This is a genomic window from Cellulophaga baltica 18 (assembly GCF_000468615.2).
GTDB classification, from domain to species: Bacteria; Bacteroidota; Bacteroidia; order Flavobacteriales; family Flavobacteriaceae; genus Cellulophaga; species Cellulophaga baltica.
In genome coordinates this window covers 1,069,193-1,086,259 of record NZ_CP009976.1, presented here as the reverse complement: position 1 = coordinate 1,086,259, position 17,067 = coordinate 1,069,193, and the positions used below count along the sequence as shown (strand labels likewise).

Sequence of the window (17,067 nt, the reverse complement as noted above, 5' to 3'; positions counted from 1 at the left end):
ATAAGAGGCGTGTCTTATCTTATTTTTTTTAATCTTTATAAAATATAAGTAATATGTATACAATGGATAATTTAAAGCACTTAGGTGCTTTGGAAAAAAATGCGAGTCCGGCTATGAAAGCATTTCAAGCTTTTGACAAAGAAGCCCTGAGTGATGGTGTAATTCCTAAAAAATACAAAGAATTAATTGCGATTGCGGTAGCATTAACAACGCAATGCCCTTATTGTTTAGAAATACATAAAGAGCAAGCTGTTAAAGCGGGTGTTACACAAGAAGAATTAGCAGAAGTAACCTTTATCGCAGCTGCCTTGAGAGCAGGAGCCGCCGTGGTTCATGGAACTCATTTAATGAATAAGTAATGATACAAACTACCTCTAAATATTTAATAATAGGCGCAGGCCTTTCAGGATTAACAACAGCATATGAGTTATACAAAGCGGGCGAAACAGATGTTATTGTTTTAGATGCTAGAGCAACCATTGGAGGTAGGATTTTGACCACTAATCAGATCGATTTTGGCGCTACTTGGTTTCAAAATCATCACACACATGTGGCTGGCTTGTTGAGGGAATTGAAGATTAAAAAATTCCCTCAATATACGAAAGGACAGAGTGTTTTGGTGTATAGTACTATGGCACCTGAGCATTATTTTCAAAATGATCCTAGTGCACCATCTGCACACAGAATTGCAGGAGGATCTATGGCAGTAATTAAAAAATTAGCAGCACCTTTCTCTAATCAAATACATACAGATACCACAGTTATAGCGATGGAAGATCTTGGTAATAGCATAAAAGTAGTAACCAATAAAGGTGTATATAGCGCAGAAAAAGTTGTGAGTACCATTCCGCCACGGATTGCAACACGGATAGATTTTTCACCAGCATTACCCAACAATGTTACTGAGGTGATGAAAAATACGCATACTTGGATGAGTAATGCTATAAAGGTTGGACTAAAATTTAAGCAGCCTTTTTGGAGAGCTAGAAATTTATCAGGAACGGTCATTGGGCAAGTAGGTGCTGTAACAGAATTGTATGATCATAGCAATCATGCGGAAACGGAATTTGGTTTAATGGGCTTTGTAAATGAAGCGCTAAGAGATGTAACTCCTGAAGAACGACAAGCAAAAATTCTTGCATATCTTACTAAATATTTAGGAGAAGAAATTATGGAGTACACCTCCTATAACGAAAAGGATTGGTCGCAGGATAAAAATACTTCTTGTGAAACCATTAAATCTATTTATATGAGTCCGGCGTATGGAAACCCTGTTTTTGCCGACTTCTATATGAATGGGAAACTGTTATTTTCTGGGGCAGAAACATCGCCCCTGCACGGAGGTTATATGGACGGTGCCATATATAGTGGAAAATTAGCGGCCGAAAAATTAAAGCACTAGTGAAAGATTCTCAAAAAATAGAGCAATATCACCTACATAAAGCGCACCCTAATAAGTTGCAGTTTCAATTGCATGATCTAAAAAGCTATCGGAAAAAAAATCCAGAAAAAGCAGCCACACCACATTCACATAGTTACTATCAATTATTATGGTTTTTTAATGCAGGAGGTACACACACGGTAGATTTCAATTCGTATGAGATTAAAGAAAATATGGTGCTTTTTACGAATAAAGATCAGATTCATTTTTTTGATGATAACCTAGAAGTAGAAGGTTGGTTAATTCATTTTAATGAGAGTTTTTTTATGCATTCAGATGTTGATATTTTCTTGAAATATAACATTTTCAATATCGAGCAAAATCCTTGCTATCTATTGGATCGTAATACGGTAAAAATTGCAACGCATCATATAGAATTAATAGCAAAAGAATTGCCCAATAAATTAAGTTTTGGTCATGAAGATATGATTCGTTTTTTGCTTAAATCGCTCTTAATAACCATGGAGCGTATTCATTATTCAGATAGTAGTAGAAAGCTGCAAATAAATAATCATTATGAGCGACAGTTTTTTGCATTCAAAGATCTTTTAGAACTTCATTATAGAGAGGGGTTCGCGATAAAAGATTATGCCAATTTGCTAAATACTTCCGCTAAGACATTAACCACCATTACTAAAAGTGTGGTAGGTAAAGCACCATCCGAATTGGTGAAAGAACGCATAATACTGGAGGCTAAACGCTTATTAAAATTTACAAGCCTACCTATAAATGAAGTAGCATTTCGTTTAGGTTTTGAAGACGACTCTTATTTTATTAAATATTTTAAAAGAACGATAGGCATGCCCCCTAAGGCCTACCGGGGCAATATATTATAGCTTTTTTACCTACATTTCTGAGCATAAATCTGTTTTTTTGATATTTGTTAATTATTGATATATCAAAACCTTAGGCTGATTATTATTAAATCAGCACTACGTATTTATACGTATTTTTTGTACCTTTCGATGGCTAATTATGATGCGTTTGCATCTAGATTTAAAATCATGCAAAAGAATACAACACACAAAACGATATGTTCCTACTGCGGAGTAGGCTGCGGAATAGTAGTAGAGAAAGATTCAAAAGGTGTTTTGAGTGTAGAAGGAGATGAAAATTACCCTGTGAATTCTGGAATGTTATGCTCTAAAGGTAAAAACCTAAACTACGTAGCGCAAGATACTTCAGATCGAATTTTGTATCCTGAAATGCGTTGGAGTAGAAACCACCCTTTACAACGGGTCTCTTGGGACACTGCGTTTGATCGGGCGGCAGCAGTTTTTAAAAGTATCATAGCAAAGCATGGTCCGGATAGCGTAGGTTTTTATGTGTCTGGACAGTGTTTAACAGAAGAATATTACTTAGCAAACAAAATTATTAAAGGGTTTATTGGGAGTAACAATATAGATACCAACTCTCGTTTGTGCATGAGTTCTGCGGTAGTAGGCTACAAAAAAACAGTCGGTGATGATGCAGTACCTATTGCATATGCTGATATAGAATTAGCAGATTGTTTTCTAATTGCTGGAGCAAACCCTGCTTGGTGTCACCCCATATTATTTAGACGTTTAGAAAAACATAAAGAGGAAAATCCGAATGTAAAAATTATAGTAGTAGATCCTCGTAAAACGCAGACCTGTGCTTCTGCAGATTTGCATTTACAAATCCTTCCAGGAACAGATGTTATCTTATTTAATGCTATTGCTAGGCTCTTAATAGAAAAGAAAAAGATAGATAAGAATTTCATAAAAAAGCATACAGAAAATTTTGAGGCGTGTAAAGCAAGTGCTTTTGAGCTAACCATTCGTCAGGCGGCAGATAAATGTGGAATTCCAGCAGATGAAATTAAAAAAGCAGCTCAGTATATTGGTAATGCAAAAGGCTTTATTAGCATGTGGACCATGGGGCTCAACCAGAGTGTTATTGGTGTTTCTAAAAATGTATCCTTACTTAATTTATCGCTGTTAACAGGCCAAATAGGAAAACCAGGATCAGGACCTTTTTCACTTACAGGGCAACCAAATGCTATGGGAGGTCGTGAGGTTGGCGGAATGGCAAACTTATTGGCGGCACATAAAGATTTAAGTAATCCTGAACATAGAAAAGAAGTGGCAGATTTTTGGGGAGGAAAACCTATTCAGGAAAAGCCAGGGTATACAGCAACAGAAATGTTTGATGCACTTGATGAAGGAAAGCTAAAAGCTATTTGGATTATTTGTACCAACCCTGTGGTGAGTATGCCTAATTCTAATAAGATAGAACGGGCTTTAAAGAAAGCTAGCTTTGTTGTGGTGCAAGAAATCTCTCATAATTCTGAAACTACAAAATTTGCAGATCTAGTTTTGCCAGCAGCAGGTTGGCTAGAAAAAGAAGGTACAATGACTAATTCAGAACGTAGAATTAGTTATTTGCCAAAAGTAATTGATGCTCCCGGAGAGGCTTTGCCCGATGCGGAAATCTTATGGCGTTTTGCACAAGCAATGGATTTTGAAGGGTTTAATTATACCAATGCTAGTGAGGTGTATGATGAGCATTGCTTGTTAACAAAAGGTACCGATATAGATATATCAGGATTGTCTTATTCTAGACTTAAAAACGAAGGTAGTTTTCAATGGCCAGTACCACACAATACCCATCCAGGAACGCCAAGGTTGTTTACTGACCTAGTTTTTAGTACACCAGATAAAAAGGCACATTTTAATGCGCCAGCCGAAGTTTATAATTCATCAGAAGAAACAAATATAGAATACCCACTAATCTTAAATACAGGTAGAGTTCGTGATCAATGGCATACCCGTACAAAAACAGGAAAAGTAAATAGATTACTCACTCATATTCCGCATCCTTATTTAGAAATGAATAAGGTGGATGCTTTTTTAAGGCGATTAAAAGAAGGCGATATAGCAGTTATTAAAAGTAGACGTGGAGAAGTTCAGGTAAAAGTGACTATTAATTATGACATTCGGGAACAAGTAGTCTTTATGCCTATGCATTGGGGTAAAGTTTTAAATAATGACTTTGGGCGTGCCAATAATTTAACCAATGATATTGTAGACCCTGTGTCTAAAGAACCAGATTTTAAATATTGTGCCGTTCAAGTGGCAAAATATGTCAAACCAAAGCAGAAAGTTGTCATTATAGGTGCTGGTGCTGCAGCGTATCGTTTTATTCAGTCGTACAGAGAAAAGAATGATGTTGATGAATTACATGTTTTTTCAAAAGAGCAGGATCCATTCTACAATCGGGTATTACTGCCAGAATATGTAAGTGATGAACTTTCCTGGGCAGCTTTAGAGAAACTTAAAAAAGGAGAGCTTAAAAAGTTAGATGTCGTGTTGCATCCTGGAGTTGGAATTTCACAAATAGAGGATAAAGAAAAATTCGTGGTAGATGCTAATGGTGTGAAGCATACGTTTGATTTATTGGTCATGGCAACAGGGAGTAGGGCATTTGTACCTAGTGATGTGCAAATAAAACTTCCGGGCAGATTTACGATGCGTGAACGTGGTGATGCAGATCGATTAAAAACCTATTTGAGAGAAACAGGCCTGCAAAATGAGGAGCAACATGTAGTTATCGTAGGGGGTGGTTTATTAGGACTAGAACTTGCGGCGGCACTAAAGAAAATACAGGTAAATATTAGTATTATTCAGCGTGCACCTAGATTAATGGAGCGTCAGTTAGATGATGTTGCTAGTAAATTATTAGCACAGGATGTAGTAGAGCGTGGTATTAATCTTTATTTTGATAATGAAGTAAGTACGGTGTTTAAGGAGAAGTCTAGTGATCATACCTTGCTGGTAAATTTAAAAACTGGAAAAACGATTAAATGTAATGCTATAGTTTATGCTATTGGTACCCGACCAAATATAGAACTGGCAAAGCAAACCAAGTTAAAAACAAGAAGAGGTGTGGTGGTTAATTCCTATTTGCAAACCAGCAATCCATCTATTTATGCTTTAGGGGAAATAGCAGAGTTTAATAATCAATTGTTCGGAATTACGTCTGCAGCAGAACAGCAGGCAGATATTGCTGCGAACTATATTTTAGGAGATTTTAGTAGCATCTATAATGGCTCTGTCTTAATGAATATTCTAAAATTTGAGAATTTAGACCTGTGCAGTATAGGAATGGTAAATTCTCCTGCGGGCGACAGTAGTTTTGAAGAAATTATACTGATGGATGTAAGCAAGCGTTTTTATAAAAAATGTATCGTTAAAGACGATACCCTAAAAGGAGCCATCCTAATGGGTGATAAGAACGAGTTTGCAGAATTTAAACGTTTGATAGAAGAAGAGATTGAACTCTCGGAAAAACGAAATGAATTGCTTCGTGGAGCTTCAAATACGGCTCCGATGAAAGGAAAACTGGTGTGCTCTTGCAGTCAGGTAGGAGAAGGTAATGTTATAGAAGCTATTCAGGGAGGATGTTCAGATTTCACAAAATTATGCTCAGAAACAGGAGCAGGTCTGGGATGTGGAAGTTGTAAACCAGAAATAAAAGAACTATTAAAAAATCAGCTTCAATTAAGCCATTAATGCATACAATTATGAATGATGATTTACATAGAATATTGCTAAAAGGAGGAGTTACCTCTCCAGGAGAATTAAAAGATGTGATTACCATGTTGGAAGCAGCAGGGCTTAAAGAAGTTTACTTTGGTTCTAGGCAGGATTTGCTTTTTCCATTAAACAATGCAGATGAAGAGCAGCTAGAGCGAATTTCTAAATACAATACAACAATTATTGGCGAGCGTTCCTATCAAAATATAGTATCTTCTTATGTCTGTGCAGATATTTTTGAGATGACCTATTGGTTAAAAGGATCTACCTATTTATACATACTTGAAGGGTTTGATTATGCGCCAAAGCTTAAAATAAATATCACAGATGCTAAACAGCGTCTTGTCCCTATTTTTAGTGGGAATTTAAATTTTATAGCCTCAGAAAGTGAAGACTACTGGTATCTGAATGTAAAATTACCACACTGGGAGACAGGTGCATTTTATCCTGTTCTAGTGTACAGCTGGGATATTAACACCATCTCAAAAGCAATAGAAGCTATTTTTGATGATATTCAAGATGTAGATGAGTTGTTTTTTGTGTTGAATAAAAATCTAGAAACCAATAATAAAACTATAGAAAAAGAGCTAGAAGTCCCCTACCTAACATTTCCTTATTATGAAGGGATGAATAGGATGGGGCTAGATCAATATTGGCTAGGATTGTACTGGAGAAATAATAGATATGATTTAAATTTCTTAAAAGAGTTTTGTGGTTTCTGTTTGGATAATGGCGTGGGTAAAATATGCATAACCCCTTGGAAATCATTTATCGTAAAAGGAATAAAAAGGCAGAGTAGACCAGATTTAGAAAAGTTTTTAGGACAGTGGGGTATCAATATTCGCCACTCACAATTAGAGATGAACTGGCATTTGCCTGTTGATGATATTGAGGCATTAGAATTAAAGAAATTTTTGGTGCTAAGTTTTGATCAAAATGATATTAGTACCTATGGGTTAACTTTTGGGTTGAGTAATGAATCTGGAAAACGCACCCATTTTTCTTCGGTGGTGATTGAAAAAAATACGGCGCCAACTATAGTAAAAGACTTTGCAATACGGCCAACGTATAATGTACTGCATTTTAAAAACTTTGATCCAAATACTCAAATCTATGAGGTGTACGCTCAAGATGTAGATAAAATAGAATTGCCAGGTTTATTAATGGAACTGAGTAAAAAGTACTTTAAACAATTAGGGCAAGAAAAAATCATCAAAGAAGAAACTAAAAAGGTATCAGAGCAATTATTTAGAGAAGTCTACCAATGTACATCGTGCTTTACAGTTTATGATAAGGAATATGGAGATGTGTCATTAGGGATTCCTGCAGGAACGTTATTTGAAGATTTGCCAGAAGATTATTGTTGTCAAGTATGTGATGCAGAAAAGTCAAATTTCGAAAAAATTGAACTTCAATTAAATTCTTAAGGCTTTTATGAACATATGCATATAATTTAGAATAGGTGTAAATACGTGCTTTCCTTGCGGTCTCGGCTAAATTTAGTAATTTTACCTACTTATTTATTTGTGATCGAAGCCATTTTTTATGTTTAAAATGGTTAACTTATAGATAAAAAAGCGGGAACATAACAAAACAATTTCAACCAATTTCTCTGCATATGTCAACAAATAGTAAGCCGGTAATAGATTTAAACAATAAAGAAACGCAAGCAGGTTCAAAAATCGATTTAATTAAGAATCTTATTTTTGGCGATGATATTCAGGCGTATGACTCTGAATTCGAGGCGCTTAAAAAAGATATTCTTGAAAAGAAAAGAATTTTAGAGGAGCTTGTTGAAGAAGTAAGAACAGAACTTAATACAGCTTTAGATTCTGTAGCTACAGACGTTAATATTAGAGTAACGGAGTTAGAAGAAAAATTAGAAGACAAGATTGAAACTCTAGATGCTGAAAAGCTTGATAAGAAAGCTTTGGGCAATATTTTAATTGAACTAGGTGAAAAAGTAAGCAAAAAGTAATTTTTTAAATAAAATTATTATGGTCGAGAAAGACAAAGTAGAGCTTCTTAGAGACATTTTGTTTACAGATGACCGTGTTTTTGCCGAAAAAATCGCCGATCGTATTAAGATTATAGAAAAAACGGTTAATGAAAAAGATCAACTTTCAGAAAAAGTAGATCCTATTATTACGCAAAGGCTTAATGAGTTTATAGCTGATATTCCTAAGACACTAGGTCCTACAATTACCCTCACGTTAAAAGAAGAAATAAGGAAAAACAAGGATGATATTGTAGATGCGTTGTATCCTATTTTGGGTAAAATGATTAAAAAATATATCTCGCAAGAGATGAAAATCTTATCCGAGAAAATCAACCAAAAACTATCAGCATCACGCTGGAAGATAAAGTTTAAATCTTGGTTTACGGGGGTTAAAGAAGAAGAGATTATTCTTAGTGAACTAGAATCTGCGAATATAGAACAGGTCTTGTTAATAGAAAGAGGCTCTGGGATTTTAGCGGCGAGTTATACCAAATCAGAAACCATAGATGAGGATATGATTTCTGGAATGCTAACCGCAATAAAGGGCTTTGTAGAAGATGCCTTTGGACAGAAAAATCAAAATTTGGAATTAATAGAATACGAATTATATAATATTCACTTACAGAGTTTTGTGTCTTATTATGTAGCTGTAGTTATATCTGGTAATTATTCTATCAGCGCAAAAGATAAAGTTCAAGACCTTATTTTTGATTTTTATGATGATTTTATGGGAAAAAATTTAGATTCACTTTTCGCTTCAGAAAAGGAATCAGATAAAAAAATAATGGACAGAGAAACACTTGAAAAAGAGCTACTCGTAAAATTTGAAAATGCAAGTATCTAAAAAAATTGTAGTCTTAGGACATTTTGGGGTGGGTAAAACCTCATTAATTAGGCGTTTTGTAGAAGATAGTTTTTCAGATAACTATAAGGTATCTATTGGCGTTCATATCACAAAAAAGGTAGTAGAGGTTTCTCCTGAAGAAGAAGTGTCTCTAATTCTTTGGGATTTAGAAGGAACAGATGATCTAACAACTATAAGAGATGCGTATCTATTAGGAACGCATGGTGTTGTATTTGTTTTTGATGTAACAAGACCCTCTACATTCCAAGCATTAAATGCTGATTTAGATATTGTAAGATCTAAAATATCAAAAACTCCGCTATTGGTAGTGGGTAACAAGGTAGATTTAGTATTGAAGGAAGATTTAGAAACACTATTTACAAAAAATAATATAGAAACAAATTTTTTAACGAGTGCCAAAACAGGTAATGCGGTAAATGATTTATTTCTACATTTAGCCAAATTATTACATTAGAATGCTAGATCAGTATCAGAAAGAATATGCTACCCAAAACGTTCAATTTATTTTAGTCGATGAAAAGGGCACTATTCTAGAAACAGATCAAGCCTTTTTAAAGTTAGAAATAAACAGCTCAATCTTTGATGTACATGCGTTCTTTTATACCTTTGAATCTATAAAAGATACCTTAGAGAACGCGTTGCTATTTAGTTGCGTTCATATACACTTTAAAGATGAAGATTATGTTACAGACATAAGATTTGTTAAAAAAGAAGAAGGGTATTTAATAATTATTACAGACTATACTAGTCATTATACGGAGTACCAGGCCATTGCTCAAACACGTAATGAGTCTATTATAAATGGGGAGCTTGTTGCCATAAAAAATGCTGAATTAGAGGAAAGAGAAAATTTTAAAAATTCTTTTATCCGTAATTTTAGTCATGAATTACGTAACCCACTTACCAGTATCATCTCTATTACCAAGATACTTTCAGATACGGCATTAACCAATCAACAGCAAGATATGGTTACTTTTCTCCAACAGTCAAATGCGAATCTAAAACAGCTTTTAGATGACATATTAAGTATCAGTATGATTTCTTCCGGAAGGTTAAAACTTCGTGAGAATATTTTTAGTTTATCGCAGCTTTTTGATTTACTACGTTTTACGTATAAGACTAGAGCCCTTGACAATAATATTGAATTTGCTGTTAATGTAGACAAGAAGATTGTAGATCTTGTAGAAGGTGATAGATTGCGATTGTTTCAGGTGCTTACCAATTTGCTTGATAACGCTTTTAAATATACGCAAACGGGTAGCATACGTTTAGACATTCAATTAAATCAGAAAAGAGCCAACAGATTAAACTTACGCTTTGAAATCGTAGATACAGGAGTAGGGATATCCGTAGAAAACCAAACCGCTATTTTCGAGAGTTTTTCACAATTGAGTGGAGAACAAAATTCTGATGCACCTAGAGGCACTGGTTTAGGCTTGTCTATTGTGAAGGGGTTATTAAACTTAATGGATTCAGAAATTAAGGTAATTTCGAATGTTGGTGAAGGATCTTCTTTCTATTTTGATTTAACACTAAAACAACCATTAGCTACTACATCTAAAACCAGTATTATAACACCGCGTAAAAAGAAAGATAAAAAAGCGAAGTTTAGAACAGACAAAAAATTTAGAATATTACTAGCCGAGGATGATATTAACGTGCAAACGGTACTGTTTAAATCTCTGTTAGACACCAATTACTTCTATATAGATCTTGTGAGTGACGGTGCGCTAGTGATGGAGAAACTTATTAATGAAGAGTATGATCTGTTATTAATTGATATTAACTTGCCTAATGTAACAGGAGATCAAGTGGCACGGTTAATTAGAGATTTTCCTTTTAAGAACATTAAGAGTATACCGATTATAGGCATCACTGCGTATTCTTATGAAGATGATTTTAAGGCTTTTAAGAAATCAGGGATGAATGCAGTTCTTTCTAAACCCTTTGAACATGAGGAGCTTTTGAGCACTATGGCGAAATACCTGAAATAGCCAAAGTTATACGTCTTAAAGGACTACAAATTTAAAGTATATAGCATTCTTTCAATTTATGAAATGAATGCTTTTTTTTGTTTCATCCGTAAGAAAAAACCTACAATTGTGCTTTTTGTCGATAATTAAGCATATTTCAACGAAGAATCAATTTTGCTCTTGTAGGATTCTTAAATAAGGAAATAGTACTATATTTTTACAAAAGATTTGAGGGAGTAACCAACCTTAAGTTCACGAAAACACATGACCAACTTAATGAATACAATTAATTTTTAATATATGAATACTTCATATTTAGTGATTTTTTTGTTTGTATCGAGTACGATCTGTTTTCTGTATTCACTCTTTTTAGTGTTGAACATTTTCTCCGTTAAAAAAAGATTGAATAGTTATTTAAAAAAAAAAGACAGTCCGATAGATGAAGCAATTAACAATATCAGTAGTAATGGGTCTATTATGTGTATCCACATGGATATTAGCGGCGCCAGTATTAACAGCAAATAAAGTAGAGGTTGAAAAAGAAAAATCAACTTTAGATAGTAAAAGTTTAGCGAGTAGAGCACAAACACTAACCATGTTATAAGAGTGCAAAAACGATAACAAACCCATTTACAATGGTTGAAAAGTAAAGTGTTTGTTATGTTCCCCTAAAAGGGCATTTTGGAAGCAATTTCAAATGCCCTTTTTTCATGTTTAATAGTGCCGATTCAAATTAATTTATAGCAAGCATTAAAGAGTACGGTTTTTTATCCTAAATTGTTTGGCAGATTATCTCAGCCAAATGAAAATTACCAGAAAAACAGTGGCCCTACTATTGGGTCCCTTATTATACTTATTTTTTTATAATTCAAGTCCGCCTTTGGGCATGTCTGATGATGCTTATCTAATGGTGGGAATTACACTTTGGATTGCCGTCTGGTGGATTACAGAGGCAGTGCCCATTGCGGTTACTTCTTTATTACCCATAATATTATTTCCTCTTTCTGGAATCCTAGACGTGGCTGCTACTACTTCTGCTTACGGAGATAAATATGTTTTCTTGTATTTAGGAGGGTTTATTCTTGCGATTGCCATTGAAAAATGGAATCTCCATAGGCGTATTGCTATTAATATTATCAACTTAATAGGAACTAATATCTACAGAATAATTCTAGGGTTTATGGTGGCTACTGCATTTCTTTCTATGTGGATCTCAAATACGGCAACTGCTGTAATGATGCTACCTATGGGAATGTCTATCGTATCGGAATTAAAAGACAATCCAAATACGGCGGCCAATGAAAATAGTATTTTCGGAAAAACCTTAATGTTGAGTATTGCGTATGCTGCATCTATTGGAGGGATTGCGACACTTATAGGTACTCCGCCTAATTTAGTTTTTGCGGGTTTTGTAGAAAAAACATATGGGATAGAAATTTCTTTTTGGCAATGGATGAAGTTTGGTTTGCCTATTTCTGTTTTATTACTTGTAATAGCGTGGTTTTATTTAACGCGAGTGGCATATACCTTTAAGCAAATTGAATTCCCTGGCGGTAAAAAGGAAATACAAAGGCTTAAGAAAGAATTGGGTCCAATGAAAAAAGAAGAAAAGGCCGTTCTTTTTGTTTTTGTGCTCACGGCTTTATGCTGGATTTTTAGATCGTATGTACTGCAGAAATTTATACCTAAAATAGATGATACTGCGATAGCCATTGCAGCTGCAGTGCTTTTATTTATTATTCCATCGACTAAAAAAGAAGCGTTAATTATTTGGGAAGATGCGGTCAAAATACCGTGGGGAATTATTTTATTATTTGGTGGTGGAATGGCACTTGCTTCAGGATTTCAAATTACGGGTTTGGCAGCATGGCTGGGGGCTCAAATGGGGTTATTGCAAGGGCTATCTTTATTCTTATTGGTGCTTTTTATTATTGCTGCTGTTAATTTTCTAACCGAGGTAACTTCAAATTTGGCAACAGCAGCTATGCTCATGCCAATATTAGCGCCCATAGCTTTGCAATTAGAAGTTAACCCATTTATTTTAATGGTCGCCACAACACTCGCGGCTTCTTGCGCTTTTATGCTTCCTGTGGCTACGCCTCCTAATGCCGTGGTGTTCGGCTCTGGCTATCTTAAAATTTCAGACATGATAAAATCTGGGTTTTGGTTAAACATCATTTCTATTATAATACTCACTTTAATGGTGTATTTCCTGCTTCCTTTAGTTTGGGATTTAGATGTGCTTACGGTATAACTGAAAACAGGTATAGCAATTGTACTAGACCTAGGGGCTTTTTGTTTGAATTGTGGCTATAACTTTGTCACATTCTATATATGACAACCACAATTTAAACGACTATTATGAAAAAAACATTTGGTACCCTAATCTGTATTTCCCTTTTCCTAGCAAGTTGCGGAGATTCAAAAGAAAAACAAGTTGATGAGCATGGTACAACGACTACCTCTGCAGTGCCCGAAAGTAAGTTTGATTCAAACGAATTTATAGGGAAATATAATGCATATATTGATTTTGGCAATGCCTTCAATAAAAGAGCTAATGATGCTTATAATCATTATTTTGATTGGGCATCTATTGAAAACGGGCCAAAAGGAGCTAAGAATATTAAAGGGGTATATACATTACCAGAACATTCTTTGAACGCTTTGGAAAAAGGCTTGATGATGAATGTAGAGATAGCGGGTGTAGATGCGCCTATGAAGGTGGTACATGAAAAAGCAAAAAACCTGTTTAATATTCTTGAAGAAGCAAACGGTTACTATAAAAAGCAAGACTATAAGGATGATGCTTTTGTGAAAGGACAGGAGCTACATGAGCGCTTAAAAACAGCATTTGATGCATACTTTATCGCATATGATACTATGTTTTCAGAATTTGTAGTGGTACAAGATGAGTTGTTTGCGTTTGATGTAGAAAAATTCAAATCTAGTGGACAATTAATAAAATATAATTTAATGATGGGCTTGCATACCTCTGAAGCTGTCTTAGATGTCATAGGAGGTTTAGATGGTCCCGAATTAAAAAATATAGACATGAAAGCTTTTGATACTAAAGTTGCAGAATTTAGGCTTTTTTATGATGCGTTAGAAAAATTAGCTCAAGATGAAACACAGTTTAAAAAAGAGTACGGAACGTCGGTGGGTGCAAAGCACAGTCTCAAAAGTTTTATAACAACGGGAGAGCAGTTTATTCGCGAGATAAGAAACTTAAAAGAGCGTGTGGAAGAGGGTGATTTTAAATATAGTATTGTGCATCCTAGTATCCCAGACAATGGCTCGCCGTTAAAATTAAGTAAGACGTATTCAAAAATGGTAAATGAATACAACCGAATTCAATAAGGTATTGGAAAAGTGTATGATAGAGGAGCGGTTAATACGGCTCCTTTTTTTATTTAAAAAGAATAAGCAAAGCACCAAGAGCGGTTAGTATTAGAATCATTTTTCGGTAAAAATCATCTTTAATTATTTTAACCAAGCGCACGCCAATAAATAAACCGATAATAATTCCAGGAGCTAATTTTAAATTGATGAGGAGCGTGTCTGTTGTGATTGTTTTCCAAACAAAGATGTGAAATGGTAATTTAAAGACATTAACTATAAAAAATAACCAGGCAGCAGTACCTATGAATTCATTTTTAGGCAAGCGCATCGCTAGGAAAAATATATTAGAAAATGCCCCGGCCAAATTTCCAATCATAGTGGTGATACCTGCCATAATACCTGTAAATCCAGCAAAGGCCCAATGAGTAGGAACAGATTTACTCTTTCTCCTGTCCCACCAGTACATCATTAGTACACTGCCAAGAATTATAAAAGCCATTCCAAATTTAAAAGCTTGCTCATCCAAGTCTTTCCCGATAACCACGCCAATAAGTACTCCAGAAATCATCCAAGGTAAAAACCGGATAATGTATTTCCATTGCGCATGTCTGTTGTAATAAATAACAGCAAAAATATCACCAACAATAAGTAAGGGTACAATGAGGCCTGTAGATTCTCTTGCGCCAAAAGCAATAGCCATTAAAGTTACAATGATAATTGCTATTCCTTTAATGCCCGATTTTGAAATTCCTAAAATAATAGCAGCCAAAAAGGCTAATATCCAAGAAGATTGAGGGATTGTTGAAGAAAGGGTTAAATACATGAAAACTGTTGCTCTGTGGTTTACAAAAGTATTGTAAAATAATTAACTTTAAAGGCAGACATATAAATTCCTAATCCCATGAAAGAGAGAATTGCAGCGGTAGATATATTTAGAGGAATGACAATTGTGTTAATGATATTGGTAAATAATCCGGGAACATGGGCTAGTGTGTATCGGCCATTTTTACATGCAGATTGGCATGGATATACCCCAACAGATATGGTGTTTCCATTCTTTATATTTATTGTAGGAACATCAATTTTCTTTGCGTACAGTACTAAGAAGAGTAATGTAGCGACCTATAAGAAAATAACAATTCGCAGTCTTAAATTAATAGGCTTAGGTTTGTTTCTGGGTGCTTTTACCTTGACCTTCCCATTTGTCAAGGATTTTTCAGAGATTCGTTTTCCTGGCGTATTGCAGAGAATTGGTGTCGTATTTTTTATTACTTCAATCCTATTTCTAAATTTTAATTGGAAACAATTAATGGCCGTAACAGCGGTAATTCTTGTAGGGTATTGGGTGGTCATGGGCTTCATTCCTGTAAACGGTATAGCATCAACTTTTGATAGGGCTCCTAATAATTTAGCCAATTATGTAGATTTAAAGCTTTTGGGAACCCATATGTGGAAAGATGATTATGATCCTGAAGGAGTGTTAAGTACAATTCCAGCTGTAGCAAGCTGCCTTTTAGGGGTGTTCACGGGGCAGATCTTACGTACAAAGCGGCAAAATAAAATAACTATTTTAATGGTGCTCGGGAGTGCTTTAGTACTTCTTGGTCATGCTTGGGATTTTGTTTTTCCTATAAATAAAGCGCTATGGTCTAGTAGTTTTGTATTGGTAAGTGCAGGTTGGGCTAATCTAATTTTAGCACTAATTTATTATATCACAACCATTAGAAAAGTGCAATTTGGGACTATTTTTAACTATGTAGGAGCTAATGCAATAACGGTATTTTTCTTATCTAGTTTTGTAGGTAAGTTATTTGGTTTGATACATGTTGGTACGGCCAATGTTACTCTAAAATCATGGTTCTTTACAACGTTTTACGTTCATGATTTTTTACCCGCAGAACTCTCTTCCTTTTTATATGCCTTCACAATTATGAGCTTTTATTGCCTCATCGCTTTGGTACTTTACAAAAGACAAATTTTTATTAAAGTGTAGTGGCTATTCAATTAGATTGTGTAGTTTTATTTGAAACAAGAATGATTATGACAGATAACGAAAAATACACGAAGATATATAGTGGTACTCAGGTTGGGGTGATTCTCTTAAAAGGATTATTTGAAGAGGCAGGTATTCCATACATTGAAAAAAACGAACAAAATTCTGGAGTGATTGCTGGTTTTGTAGGTGGTACCTCTTCAACAATATCTTTAGCGGTACTGGAGAAAGATAAAGAAAAGGCGCAAGTTATTATTGCGGGTTATGAAAGCGGAGTAGCTAAAAATTAAGACCTATTGGCCATTAGTTTTGCTACGTATTTCCCTATAACGTCAAACTCAAGGTTTACAATAGTTCCTTTTTTATAGGAGTTAAAACGGGTGTGCTCATAGGTATAAGGAATTATTGCTACACTAAACGTATTAGATCCAGAGTTAACTACTGTTAGGCTGGTTCCGTCAATAGTGATAGATCCTTTTTCTATTGTTGGGTTATTTAGGGTAGCATCATATTCAAAAGTAAATACCCAGCTACCCTCTTTTTCTTCTATAAGGATACAGGTTCCAATTTGATCAACATGTCCTTGAACAATATGGCCATCTAGGCGAGAACCTAAAATCATGGCGCGTTCTAAATTTACGCGGTCACCCACCTTTAAGTGATCAAGGTTGGTTTTTTGTAAAGTTTCATCAATAGCGGTTACGGTATAGGAATCATCCTGTATGCCAACTACAGTTAAGCAAACACCATTATGAGATACACTTTGGTCTATTTTAAGATCAGGAGTAAGAGAAGACTTCACGGTAATGTGCAAATTGGTGTTTTCTTTCTTTAATGTCTTTACTTCTCCTAAAGTTTCAATTATTCCTGTAAACATGTCTCGTTTTAATTAACTAGT

General features: G+C 34.9%; 16 protein-coding genes. 14 read left to right on the top strand and 2 right to left on the bottom strand.

The window, feature by feature from the left end; translation table 11 throughout:
- Window positions 1-62 precede the first annotated feature (62 nt).
- The 12 genes from M666_RS04540 to M666_RS04490 all read left to right on the top strand — a co-directional run bounded on the left by M666_RS04540 (window position 63) and on the right by M666_RS04490 (window position 14,194).
- Window positions 63-359, top strand: coding sequence for a carboxymuconolactone decarboxylase family protein (locus M666_RS04540; RefSeq protein ID WP_226989950.1), 297 nt, complete (start codon window positions 63-65; stop codon window positions 357-359).
- Window positions 359-1,402, top strand: coding sequence for a flavin monoamine oxidase family protein (locus M666_RS04535; RefSeq protein WP_029447586.1), 1,044 nt, complete (start codon window positions 359-361; stop codon window positions 1,400-1,402). The genes M666_RS04540 and M666_RS04535 overlap by 1 nt, the downstream gene beginning before the upstream one ends.
- Window positions 1,402-2,277, top strand: coding sequence for a helix-turn-helix domain-containing protein (locus tag M666_RS04530; protein ID WP_029447587.1), 876 nt, complete (start codon window positions 1,402-1,404; stop codon window positions 2,275-2,277). The genes M666_RS04535 and M666_RS04530 overlap by 1 nt, the downstream gene beginning before the upstream one ends.
- A gap of 168 nt (window positions 2,278-2,445) precedes the next feature.
- Window positions 2,446-5,976 carry a nitrate reductase gene (locus tag M666_RS04525; protein WP_029447588.1) on the top strand — a complete coding sequence of 1,177 codons (3,531 nt, stop codon included), beginning with the start codon at window positions 2,446-2,448 and terminating at the stop codon, window positions 5,974-5,976.
- A gap of 11 nt (window positions 5,977-5,987) precedes the next feature.
- Window positions 5,988-7,427, top strand: coding sequence for a rubredoxin (locus M666_RS04520; RefSeq protein WP_029447589.1), 1,440 nt, complete (start codon window positions 5,988-5,990; stop codon window positions 7,425-7,427).
- A gap of 191 nt (window positions 7,428-7,618) precedes the next feature.
- Window positions 7,619-7,978, top strand: a complete 360-nt coding sequence (locus M666_RS04515) for a fructose 1,6-bisphosphatase (RefSeq protein WP_029447590.1) — start codon at window positions 7,619-7,621, stop codon at window positions 7,976-7,978.
- Window positions 7,979-7,997: 19 nt separating this feature from the next.
- Window positions 7,998-8,843, top strand: coding sequence for a hypothetical protein (locus M666_RS04510; protein WP_025616386.1), 846 nt, complete (start codon window positions 7,998-8,000; stop codon window positions 8,841-8,843).
- A complete protein-coding gene (locus M666_RS04505) occupies window positions 8,830-9,318 on the top strand; it encodes a Rab family GTPase (RefSeq protein WP_024482482.1) in 489 nt (162 codons plus the stop codon). The genes M666_RS04510 and M666_RS04505 overlap by 14 nt, the downstream gene beginning before the upstream one ends.
- A gap of 1 nt (window position 9,319) precedes the next feature.
- Window positions 9,320-10,858 carry a hybrid sensor histidine kinase/response regulator gene (locus M666_RS04500; RefSeq protein ID WP_029447591.1) on the top strand — a complete coding sequence of 513 codons (1,539 nt, stop codon included), beginning with the start codon at window positions 9,320-9,322 and terminating at the stop codon, window positions 10,856-10,858.
- A gap of 418 nt (window positions 10,859-11,276) precedes the next feature.
- Window positions 11,277-11,441: a hypothetical protein gene (locus M666_RS20465; protein WP_155854981.1), complete on the top strand. Its 165-nt coding sequence runs from the start codon at window positions 11,277-11,279 to the stop codon at window positions 11,439-11,441.
- A 198-nt stretch (window positions 11,442-11,639) separates the two neighbouring features.
- Window positions 11,640-13,091, top strand: a complete 1,452-nt coding sequence (locus tag M666_RS04495) for an SLC13 family permease (protein ID WP_024482484.1) — start codon at window positions 11,640-11,642, stop codon at window positions 13,089-13,091.
- A 107-nt stretch (window positions 13,092-13,198) separates the two neighbouring features.
- On the top strand, window positions 13,199-14,194 hold the full coding sequence (locus M666_RS04490) for a YiiG family protein (RefSeq protein ID WP_029447592.1): 996 nt from the start codon (window positions 13,199-13,201) through the stop codon (window positions 14,192-14,194).
- Window positions 14,195-14,243: 49 nt separating this feature from the next.
- Here the strand turns inward: M666_RS04490 and M666_RS04485 are convergent, their stop codons facing one another.
- The gene (locus tag M666_RS04485; RefSeq protein ID WP_024482486.1) at window positions 14,244-14,999 is read right to left on the bottom strand and encodes a sulfite exporter TauE/SafE family protein; all 756 of its coding nucleotides are present in this window, start codon (window positions 14,997-14,999) and stop codon (window positions 14,244-14,246) included.
- Between the two features lie 78 nt (window positions 15,000-15,077).
- Here M666_RS04485 and M666_RS04480 point away from each other — a divergent pair, with 78 nt between their 5' ends.
- Both M666_RS04480 and M666_RS04475 read left to right on the top strand, forming a co-directional pair.
- On the top strand, window positions 15,078-16,169 hold the full coding sequence (locus M666_RS04480) for an acyltransferase family protein (protein ID WP_029447593.1): 1,092 nt from the start codon (window positions 15,078-15,080) through the stop codon (window positions 16,167-16,169).
- 47 nt (window positions 16,170-16,216) lie between these two features.
- Window positions 16,217-16,459: a putative signal transducing protein gene (locus tag M666_RS04475; protein ID WP_158399873.1), complete on the top strand. Its 243-nt coding sequence runs from the start codon at window positions 16,217-16,219 to the stop codon at window positions 16,457-16,459.
- On the opposite strand, the gene M666_RS04470 is transcribed toward M666_RS04475, so the two are convergent.
- The gene (locus tag M666_RS04470; RefSeq protein WP_029447594.1) at window positions 16,456-17,046 is read right to left on the bottom strand and encodes a riboflavin synthase; all 591 of its coding nucleotides are present in this window, start codon (window positions 17,044-17,046) and stop codon (window positions 16,456-16,458) included. The genes M666_RS04475 and M666_RS04470 overlap by 4 nt on opposite strands.
- Between the last annotated feature and the right edge of the window lie 21 nt (window positions 17,047-17,067).

Bases quoted from the DNA above. Each gene is read 5' to 3' on its own strand.
- M666_RS04540 (WP_226989950.1), top strand. From the start codon at position 63: ATGGATAATTTAAAGCACTTAGGTGCTTTGGAAAAAAATGCGAGTCCG.
- M666_RS04535 (WP_029447586.1), top strand. From the start codon at position 359: ATGATACAAACTACCTCTAAATATTTAATAATAGGCGCAGGCCTTTCA.
- M666_RS04525 (WP_029447588.1), top strand. From the start codon at position 2,446: ATGCAAAAGAATACAACACACAAAACGATATGTTCCTACTGCGGAGTA.
- M666_RS04520 (WP_029447589.1), top strand. From the start codon at position 5,988: ATGAATGATGATTTACATAGAATATTGCTAAAAGGAGGAGTTACCTCT.
- M666_RS04515 (WP_029447590.1), top strand. From the start codon at position 7,619: ATGTCAACAAATAGTAAGCCGGTAATAGATTTAAACAATAAAGAAACG.
- M666_RS04510 (WP_025616386.1), top strand. From the start codon at position 7,998: ATGGTCGAGAAAGACAAAGTAGAGCTTCTTAGAGACATTTTGTTTACA.
- M666_RS04505 (WP_024482482.1), top strand. From the start codon at position 8,830: ATGCAAGTATCTAAAAAAATTGTAGTCTTAGGACATTTTGGGGTGGGT.
- M666_RS04500 (WP_029447591.1), top strand. From the start codon at position 9,320: ATGCTAGATCAGTATCAGAAAGAATATGCTACCCAAAACGTTCAATTT.
- M666_RS20465 (WP_155854981.1), top strand. From the start codon at position 11,277: ATGAAGCAATTAACAATATCAGTAGTAATGGGTCTATTATGTGTATCC.
- M666_RS04495 (WP_024482484.1), top strand. From the start codon at position 11,640: ATGAAAATTACCAGAAAAACAGTGGCCCTACTATTGGGTCCCTTATTA.
- M666_RS04490 (WP_029447592.1), top strand. From the start codon at position 13,199: ATGAAAAAAACATTTGGTACCCTAATCTGTATTTCCCTTTTCCTAGCA.
- M666_RS04485 (WP_024482486.1), bottom strand. From the start codon at position 14,999: ATGTATTTAACCCTTTCTTCAACAATCCCTCAATCTTCTTGGATATTA.
- M666_RS04480 (WP_029447593.1), top strand. From the start codon at position 15,078: ATGAAAGAGAGAATTGCAGCGGTAGATATATTTAGAGGAATGACAATT.
- M666_RS04475 (WP_158399873.1), top strand. From the start codon at position 16,217: ATGACAGATAACGAAAAATACACGAAGATATATAGTGGTACTCAGGTT.
- M666_RS04470 (WP_029447594.1), bottom strand. From the start codon at position 17,046: ATGTTTACAGGAATAATTGAAACTTTAGGAGAAGTAAAGACATTAAAG.